Origin of the sequence: Vibrio sp. 1167 (genome assembly GCF_033340375.1) — a bacterium.
Taxonomy (GTDB): domain Bacteria; phylum Pseudomonadota; class Gammaproteobacteria; order Enterobacterales; family Vibrionaceae; genus Vibrio; species Vibrio alginolyticus.
The window spans coordinates 1-7,908 of the sequence record NZ_JAWOWK010000030.1 but is presented as its reverse complement, the minus strand read 5'-3'; the positions used below and the strand labels follow the sequence as shown (position 1 = coordinate 7,908).

Below are 7,908 nucleotides of genomic sequence, written 5' to 3'. Positions count from 1 at the left end.
CCAGTGGTTCAAGCGGTACAACGCCAAACAGCCAGAGCGGGGCGGGGCGCAGAAGTCCGAGAGCCTGAAGCCCAAGGCATGGCTTGAGCAGACCCGCGAGGCATGGGCCGACCATGCCAACCGGGCATTAGAGCGGGCTGGTCACGACGCCCGCATTGACCATAGAACACTTGAGGCGCAGGGCATCGAGCGCCTGCCGGGCATCCATCTTGGCCCCAACGTGGTGGAGATGGAGGGCCGGGGCATCCGCACCGAGCGGGCCGACACCGCCCTAGCCATCGACACGGCCAACGGCCAGATCATCGACTTACAAGAATACCGGGAGGTTATCGAGCATGAGCGCGATAGACAGAGTGAAGAAGTCCAGAGGCATCAACGAGTTAGCGGAGCAGATCGAACCGCTGGCCCAGAGCATGGCGACACTGGCCGACGAGGCCCGGCAGGTCATGAGCCAGACTCAGCAGGCCAGCGAGGCGCAGGCAGCGGAGTGGCTGAAAGCCCAACGCCAGACAGGGGCGGCATGGGTGGAGCTGGCCAAGGAGTTGCGGGAGGTAGCCGCCGAGGTGAGCAGCGCCGCGCAGAGCGCCCGGAGCGCCGCCCGTGGCTGGACATGGAAGTTGTGGGCCGGGGTCTTGATCGCTTCCGTGACGCCTATTCTGGCGCTGCTGATCGCATCATGGCTTTGGCTGGAGCCGCAAATCATCGAACAACAGGGGGGTATATGGCTGGTTTTCAAGCTCAAGTAAAGGGTGACCGCACCGCGCAAGCCATCGCCCGGCAGCTCAAGGCCATGGGCTGCGACCGGTACGACATCGGCATACGGGATGCCGCCAGCGGCAAGATGATGAACCGGGAATGGTCAGCCGCCGAAGTGCTCCAGAACACGCCATGGCTCAAGCGGATGAATGCCCAGGGCAATGACGTGTATATCAGGCCCGCCGAGCAGGAGCGGCATGGTTTGGTGCTGGTGGACGATCTCAGTGAGTTCGACTTGGATGACATGAAAGCCGAGGGCCGGGAGCCGGCGCTGATCGTGGAGACCAGCCCCAAGAACTATCAGGCATGGGTAAAAGTGGCTCAGGACGCCCCAGCAGGTCACAGGGGCGTAATCGCCCGGAAGCTGGCCCGCGAGTACGACGCCGACCCGGCCAGCGCCGACAGCCGCCACTATGGTCGCTTGGCGGGCTTCACCAACCGCAAGGACAAGCACACCACCCGCACCGGTTATCAGCCGTGGGTGCTGCTGCGTGAATCCAAGGGCAAGACCGCCACCGCAGGGCCGGAGCTGATGCAGCAGGCCGGGCAGGTGCTGGACAGCATTAAGCGCCAACAGGAACGGACGGCACGACTGGCCGAGATCACCGCCCCGCGGAGTGTGCGCCGGTATCGCCGCAGCGCCGTGGACGACTACCGCAGCGAAATGGCCGGGTTGGTCAAACGCTTCGGTGACGACCTCAGCAAGTGCGACTTCATTGCGGCTATGAAGCTGGCCAGCAAGGGCCGGGAGCCGGACGAGATCGCCAAGGCCATGGCCGAGGCCAGCCCCGCGATCATGGAGCGCAAGGCAGGCCATGAGGCCGATTACATCAAGCGCACGGTACAGAAAGTGATGGAGCTGCCGCAGGTGCAGGAGGCCCGCGCCGAGCTGGCGAAGCAGACCCAGAAGCAGCGCAGTCGGGGGCCAGATTTAAGTATGTAATGCTTGCGTTAGCGCTAACTGGTGGTATACTGTTAGCTCTAATGGAGGGTTTGAGATGAAAGACCAACACGACAAGCGTACCGGCAACCTGCTGGCCACCCCTAACGCTATACGACAGGCCCGCTTTGCCGAACAGCAGCGAGCCATGGGCCGCAAGGCCGCGAGCACCCCCCCCATAACTCTTCGCCTCATGACCGAGCGCGACCTGCCGATGCTCCATGATTGGCTCAACCGGCCGCACATCGTTGAGTGGTGGGGTGGTGACGAAGAGCGACCGACTCTTGATGAAGTGCTGGAACACTACCTGCCCAGAGCGATGGCGGAAGAGTCCGTAACACCGTACATCGCAATGCTGGGCGAGGAACCGATCGGCTATGCTCAGTCGTACGTCGCGCTCGGAAGCGGTGATGGCTGGTGGGAAGATGAAACTGATCCAGGAGTGCGAGGAATAGACCAGTCTCTGGCTGACCCGACACAGTTGAACAAAGGCCTAGGAACAAGGCTTGTCCGCGCTCTCGTTGAACTACTGTTCTCGGACCCCACCGTGACGAAGATTCAGACCGACCCGACTCCGAACAACCATCGAGCCATACGCTGCTATGAGAAGGCAGGATTCGTGCGGGAGAAGATCATCACCACGCCTGACGGGCCGGCGGTTTACATGGTTCAAACACGACAAGCCTTCGAGAGAAAGCGCGGTGTTGCCTAACAACTCATTCAAGCCGACGCCGCTTCGCGGCGCGGCTTAATTCAGGTGTTAGCGGTAATTTAACCAGATAGGAGTACAGACATATGAAAATCGTAAAAAGGATATTATTAGTATTGTTAAGTTTATTTTTTACAATTGCGTATTCAAATGCTCAAACTGACAACTTAACTTTGAAAATTGAGAATGTTTTAAAGGCAAAAAATGCCAGAATAGGAGTAGCAATATTCAACAGCAATGAGAAGGATACTTTGAAGATTAATAACGACTTCCATTTCCCGATGCAAAGCGTTATGAAATTTCCGATTGCTTTAGCCGTTTTGTCTGAGATAGATAAAGGGAATCTTTCTTTTGAACAAAAAATAGAGATTACCCCTCAAGACCTTTTGCCTAAAATGTGGAGTCCGATTAAAGAGGAATTCCCTAATGGAACAACTTTGACGATTGAACAAATACTAAATTATACAGTATCAGAGAGCGACAATATTGGTTGTGATATTTTGCTAAAATTAATCGGAGGAACTGATTCTGTTCAAAAATTCTTGAATGCTAATCATTTCACTGATATTTCAATCAAAGCAAACGAAGAACAAATGCACAAGGATTGGAATACCCAATATCAAAATTGGGCAACCCCAACAGCGATGAACAAACTGTTAATAGATACTTATAATAATAAGAACCAATTACTTTCTAAAAAAAGTTATGATTTTATTTGGAAAATTATGAGAGAAACAACAACAGGAAGTAACCGATTAAAAGGACAATTACCAAAGAATACAATTGTTGCTCATAAAACAGGGACTTCCGGAATAAATAATGGAATTGCAGCAGCCACTAATGATGTTGGGGTAATTACTTTACCGAATGGACAATTAATTTTTATAAGCGTATTTGTTGCAGAGTCCAAAGAAACTTCGGAAATTAATGAAAAGATTATTTCAGACATTGCAAAAATAACGTGGGATTACTATTTGAATAAATAAAAAACTACCGCTAACACTGGCTCATAGGCAATGGCGGGTTGAAGTGCAATTTGCAAAGTCGGTAGCCCGCCCGAGCGTTTTCTCGGTTTGACAGGAAAGGCTCACGCAAACCGCCACTGCCCATAGCCCAAACCGTTAGGCCGCATGGACACAACGCAGGTCACATTGATACACAAAATTCTAGCTGCGGCAGATGAGCGAAATCTGCCGCTCTGGATCGGTGGGGGCTGGGCGATCGATGCACGGCTAGGGCGTGTAACACGCAAGCACGATGATATTGATCTGACGTTTCCCGGCGAGAGGCGCGGCGAGCTCGAGGCAATAGTTGAAATGCTCGGCGGGCGCGTCATGGAGGAGTTGGACTATGGATTCTTAGCGGAGATCGGGGATGAGTTACTTGACTGCGAACCTGCTTGGTGGGCAGACGAAGCGTATGAAATCGCGGAGGCTCCGCAGGGCTCGTGCCCAGAGGCGGCTGAGGGCGTCATCGCCGGGCGGCCAGTCCGTTGTAACAGCTGGGAGGCGATCATCTGGGATTACTTTTACTATGCCGATGAAGTACCACCAGTGGACTGGCCTACAAAGCACATAGAGTCCTACAGGCTCGCATGCACCTCACTCGGGGCGGAAAAGGTTGAGGTCTTGCGTGCCGCTTTCAGGTCGCGATATGCGGCCTAACAATTCGTCCAAGCCGACGCCGCTTCGCGGCGCGGCTTAACTCAGGTGTTACCGCAGCGAAATGGCCGGGCTGGTCAAGCGGTACGGTGACGACCTCAGCAAGTGCGACTTTATCGCGGCCATGAAGCTGGCCAGCAAGGGCCGGGAGCCGGACGAGATCGGCAAGGCCATGGCCGAGGCCAGCCCCGCCATCATGGAGCGCAAGACGGGCCATGAGGCCGATTACATCAAGCGTACGGTGCAGAAGGTGATGGAGCTGCCGCAGGTGCAGGAGGCCCGCGCCGAGCTGGCGAAGCAGGCCGAGAAACAGCAGTACCGAGGGCCGACATTAGGATAAAACACTTGCATTAGAGCTAATGCCTGTTATGGTGTTAGCTCTAATGCGGAGGAAATATGAAAGACCAACACGACAAGCGTACCGGCAACCTGCTGGCCACCCCCAACGCTATACGACAGGCCCGCTTTGCCGAGCAGCAGCGAGCCATGGGCCGCAAGGCCCGGAAGATATGGGCCACAGACGCAGAGGCCGAGGCGCTGCGGCTGTATCTGGAAGAACTCAGGGCGGCGCAGGGCGGGGGTAGTGACCCCGCCAGCGCCTAACCACCAACCGCCTACACAGGAGGCAAATCAATGGCTACCCATAAGCCTATCGACATTCTGGCGAGCTTCACAGAGCTACCGCCACCGATTGACTACGTACTGCCCAACATGGTGGCCGGCACCGTGGGGGCGCTGGTGTCCCCCGGTGGGGCCGGCAAGTCCATGCTGGCCCTGCAACTGGCCGCACAGATCGCAGGCGGCCCCGACCTGCTGGACGTGGGCGAGTTGCGCACCGGCCCGGTGATCTACCTGCCCGCCGAAGACCCGCCCACCGCCATACATCACCGCCTGCACGCATTGGGGGAACGCCTGACCGACGAGCAACGGCAAGCCGTGGCTGACGGTCTGCTAATCCAGCCGCTGATCGGCAGCCTACCCAACATCATGGCCCCGGAGTGGTTCGACGGCCTCAAGCGAGCCGCTGAGGGACGCCGCTTGATGGTGCTGGATACCTTGCGCCGGTTCCACATCGAGGAAGAGAACGCCAGCGGCCCCATGGCGCAAGTGATTGGCCGCATGGAGGCCATCGCCGCCGATACCGGGTGCTCTATCGTGTTCCTGCACCATGCCAGCAAGGGCGCGGCCATGATGGGCGCAGGCGACCAGCAGCAGGCCAGCCGGGGATCGTCCGTGCTGGTGGATAACATCCGCTGGCAATCGTACCTGTCCGGCATGACCACCGGTGAGGCCGAGGAATGGGGCGTAGACGACACGCAGCGGCCCTATTTCGTCCGCTTTGGAGTCAGCAAGGCCAACTATGGGGCACCGTTCAAAGACCGCTGGTTCAGGCGGCATGACGGCGGGGTACTCAAGCCCGCCGTGCTGGAAAAGCAGCACAAGAGCAAGGGGGTGCCTCGTGGCAAAGCCTAAGAACAAACACAGCCTCAGCCACGTCCGGCACGACCCGGCGCACTGTCTGGCCCCCGGCCTGTTCCGTGCCCTCAAGCGGGGCGAGCGCAAGCGCGGCAAGCTGGACGTGACGTATGACTACGGCGACGGCAAGCGGATCGAGTTCAGCGGCCCGGAGCCGCTGGGCGCTGATGATTTGCGCATCCTGCAGGGGCTGGTGGCCATGGCCGGGCCTAGTGGTCTGGTGCTAGAGCCAGAACCGGAGACCCCCGGCGGGCAGCAGCTCCGGCTGTTCCTGGAACCCAAATGGGAAGCCGTTACCGCTGACGCCATGGTGGTCAAGGGTAGCTATCGGGCGCTGGCTCGTGAAATAGGCTATGCCAATATCGAGGACTCAAAGCCCATCAGGGACTGCATTGAACGGCTTTGGAAGGTGTCCATCATCGCCCAGAATGGCCGCAAGCGGCAGGGCTTCCGGCTGCTTGCCGAGTACGCCAGCGACGAGGCAGACGGGCGCCTGTATGTGGCCCTGAACCCCTTGATCGCGCAGGCCGTCATGGGTGGCGGCCAGCATGTGCGCATCAGCATGGACGAGGTGCGGGCGCTGGACAGCGAAACCGCCCGCCTGCTGCACCAGCGGCTGTGTGGCTGGATCGACCCCGGCAAGACCGGCAAGGCGGCCATAGATACCCTGTGCGGCTACGTCTGGCCGTCAGAGGCCAGTGGGGCCGCCATGCGCAAGAGACGCCAGCGGGTGCGCGAGGCGCTGCCGGAGCTGATCGCGCTGGGCTGGACGGTGAACGAGTATGCGGCGGGTAAGTACGACATCGCACGGCCCAAGGCGGCAGGCTGACCCCTGCAATAACTGTCACGCCCCCCCCGTTAACTGTCACGCCCCCCCCGTTAACTGTCACGCCCCCCCCCGTTAACTGTCACGAACCCCCCCGTTAACTGTCACGCCCCCAAACCTGCAAACCCAGCAGGGGCGGGGGCTGGCGGGGTGCTGAAAAAATCCATCCATGATTATCTAAGAATAATCCACTAGGCGCGGTTAACAGCGCCCTAGTGGGGCGCTGTTTGCCCTTGCCCAAAATGCCCGGCCAGAGGCCGGATAACTGATCTATCCGCTGCGCTAGGCTACACACCGCCCCCACCGCTCCGCGGTAGGGAAAAGGCGGGCCAAGGCCCGCAAACCCAAACCCCATGCACAGACGCCACAGGAAGCCGCAGACGCCTTTAGCCGCTTTAGCGGCCTTTACCCCTGCCCGCAGGGCGGGGGCGCGTGTGAAGCCCCGCAGGGGCCATGCTGGCCACCTTGCGCTTGGCTATCTCCGCCTTGATGGTCGCGCCCGCCTCTCGCATCTCTTGCTGCAGGGCTTCGATCTCGGCAGGTGTCAGCCGGTAGAAGCTCACCCTTGCCCCTCTTGCGGCTCCGGCTGGCCATGCTCCTGTGGCTGCTATTCCTGCTTGGGTGGCAGTCCGAACAGCGCCCGGTCATGGTCGCGCTCTAGGTAGCTGTCCAGCCCATCGAGCAAGCGCTGTTCTGGCCACTCGCCGCTTTCGACTTTGCCGAGTATCCACGCGCCTACCAGCACCTTGCGCCGGGTGTCCTCCTTGCGCTTTTGCTGCTGCTCCCGTGCCCTGACCCGCTGGATCTTGGCGTTGATCCGTGCCCGTTGCTCTTCCAGCTTGGCGAGCCGTTCCGCTGCTTTTGCCATGTTGACATTCCCCTTGGTTATGTGCTTGCCATCATGCTATCATCGGAGCACAGACACCGCAAACCCCGACCGTCATTCTAACGGGAGGGCGCACTTACCGGTTTCTCTTCGAGAAACTGCCCTGCGGGCACCCCTTTGGGGCTGTGCGCTCTCCGAGGGCCATTGCATGGAGCTAAACCCCTATGGCCATCTATCACCTTACGGCCAAGACCGGCAGCCGGAACGGCGGCCAGTCGGCCAAGGCGAAAGCCGATTACATCCAGCGGGAGGGCCGTTACTCCCGCGACCGTGACGAGGTGCTGCACACTCAGTCCGGCCACCTGCCCGAGTGGGCCGAGCGCCCCGCCGACTACTGGGATGCTGCCGACCTGTATGAACGCGCCAATGGGCGGCTGTTCAAAGAGGTTGAGTTTGCCCTGCCGGTCGAACTGACCCTAGATCAGCAGCGGGAGCTGGTGGACGAATTCGCCCGGCATCTGACCGAGGGCGAGCGCCTGCCGTATACGCTGGCCATTCATGCCGGTAAAGGTGAGAACCCCCATTGCCACTTGATGATCTCTGAGCGGAAGAACGACGGTATCGAGCGCCCGGCTGACCAGTGGTTCAAGCGGTACAACGCCAAACAGCCAGAGCGGGGCGGGGCGCAGAAGTCCGAGAGCCTGAAGCCCAAGG

At 59.1% G+C, this 7,908-nt stretch carries 11 protein-coding genes and 1 pseudogene; 11 read left to right on the top strand and 1 reads right to left on the bottom strand.

Annotated elements, in window-relative coordinates:
* Window positions 1–64: 64 nt before the first annotated feature.
* From R7Z78_RS23940 to repC, 10 genes and pseudogenes are all read left to right on the top strand, one after another.
* Window positions 65–229 (top strand): annotated as a pseudogene (locus tag R7Z78_RS23940) (MobA/MobL family protein); the annotation flags it as partial.
* A gap of 106 nt (window positions 230–335) precedes the next feature.
* Entirely contained in the window at window positions 336–746 is a 411-nt protein-coding gene (locus tag R7Z78_RS23935) for an IncQ-type mobilization protein MobB (protein ID WP_011117300.1), read from the top strand.
* Complete coding sequence (locus tag R7Z78_RS23930; RefSeq protein ID WP_011117301.1) at window positions 722–1,699, top strand: DNA-primase RepB domain-containing protein; 978 nt, start codon at window positions 722–724, stop codon at window positions 1,697–1,699. The genes R7Z78_RS23935 and R7Z78_RS23930 overlap by 25 nt, the downstream gene beginning before the upstream one ends.
* A gap of 145 nt (window positions 1,700–1,844) precedes the next feature.
* Window positions 1,845–2,408, top strand: a complete 564-nt coding sequence (locus R7Z78_RS23925) for an AacA4 family aminoglycoside N(6')-acetyltransferase (protein WP_112928758.1) — start codon at window positions 1,845–1,847, stop codon at window positions 2,406–2,408.
* 83 nt (window positions 2,409–2,491) lie between these two features.
* On the top strand, window positions 2,492–3,391 hold the full coding sequence (locus R7Z78_RS23920; protein WP_065825678.1) for an extended-spectrum class A beta-lactamase VEB-18: 900 nt from the start codon (window positions 2,492–2,494) through the stop codon (window positions 3,389–3,391).
* 144 nt (window positions 3,392–3,535) lie between these two features.
* Window positions 3,536–4,069 (top strand): aminoglycoside nucleotidyltransferase ANT(2'')-Ia, encoded by a 534-nt coding sequence (gene aadB / locus R7Z78_RS23915; RefSeq protein WP_000381802.1) that lies wholly within the window; start codon window positions 3,536–3,538, stop codon window positions 4,067–4,069.
* 61 nt (window positions 4,070–4,130) lie between these two features.
* Window positions 4,131–4,406, top strand: a complete 276-nt coding sequence (locus R7Z78_RS23910; RefSeq protein ID WP_223847821.1) for a hypothetical protein — start codon at window positions 4,131–4,133, stop codon at window positions 4,404–4,406.
* 56 nt (window positions 4,407–4,462) lie between these two features.
* Window positions 4,463–4,669: a plasmid repression protein F gene (gene urfF / locus R7Z78_RS23905; protein ID WP_112928753.1), complete on the top strand. Its 207-nt coding sequence runs from the start codon at window positions 4,463–4,465 to the stop codon at window positions 4,667–4,669.
* A gap of 30 nt (window positions 4,670–4,699) precedes the next feature.
* On the top strand, window positions 4,700–5,539 hold the full coding sequence (locus R7Z78_RS23900; protein WP_169573183.1) for a helicase RepA family protein: 840 nt from the start codon (window positions 4,700–4,702) through the stop codon (window positions 5,537–5,539).
* A complete protein-coding gene (gene repC, locus R7Z78_RS23895; protein ID WP_112928757.1) occupies window positions 5,526–6,371 on the top strand; it encodes a replication protein C, IncQ-type in 846 nt (281 codons plus the stop codon). Before R7Z78_RS23900 ends, repC begins: the two co-directional genes overlap by 14 nt.
* Before the next feature lie 604 nt (window positions 6,372–6,975).
* Here the strand turns inward: repC and R7Z78_RS23890 are convergent.
* Window positions 6,976–7,236 carry a mobilization protein gene (locus tag R7Z78_RS23890; protein ID WP_169573164.1) on the bottom strand — a complete coding sequence of 87 codons (261 nt, stop codon included), beginning with the start codon at window positions 7,234–7,236 and terminating at the stop codon, window positions 6,976–6,978.
* 182 nt (window positions 7,237–7,418) lie between these two features.
* Here R7Z78_RS23890 and R7Z78_RS23885 point away from each other — a divergent pair.
* The coding region (locus R7Z78_RS23885; protein ID WP_169643902.1) for a MobA/MobL family protein at window positions 7,419–7,908 on the top strand (490 nt) is incomplete at its 3' end.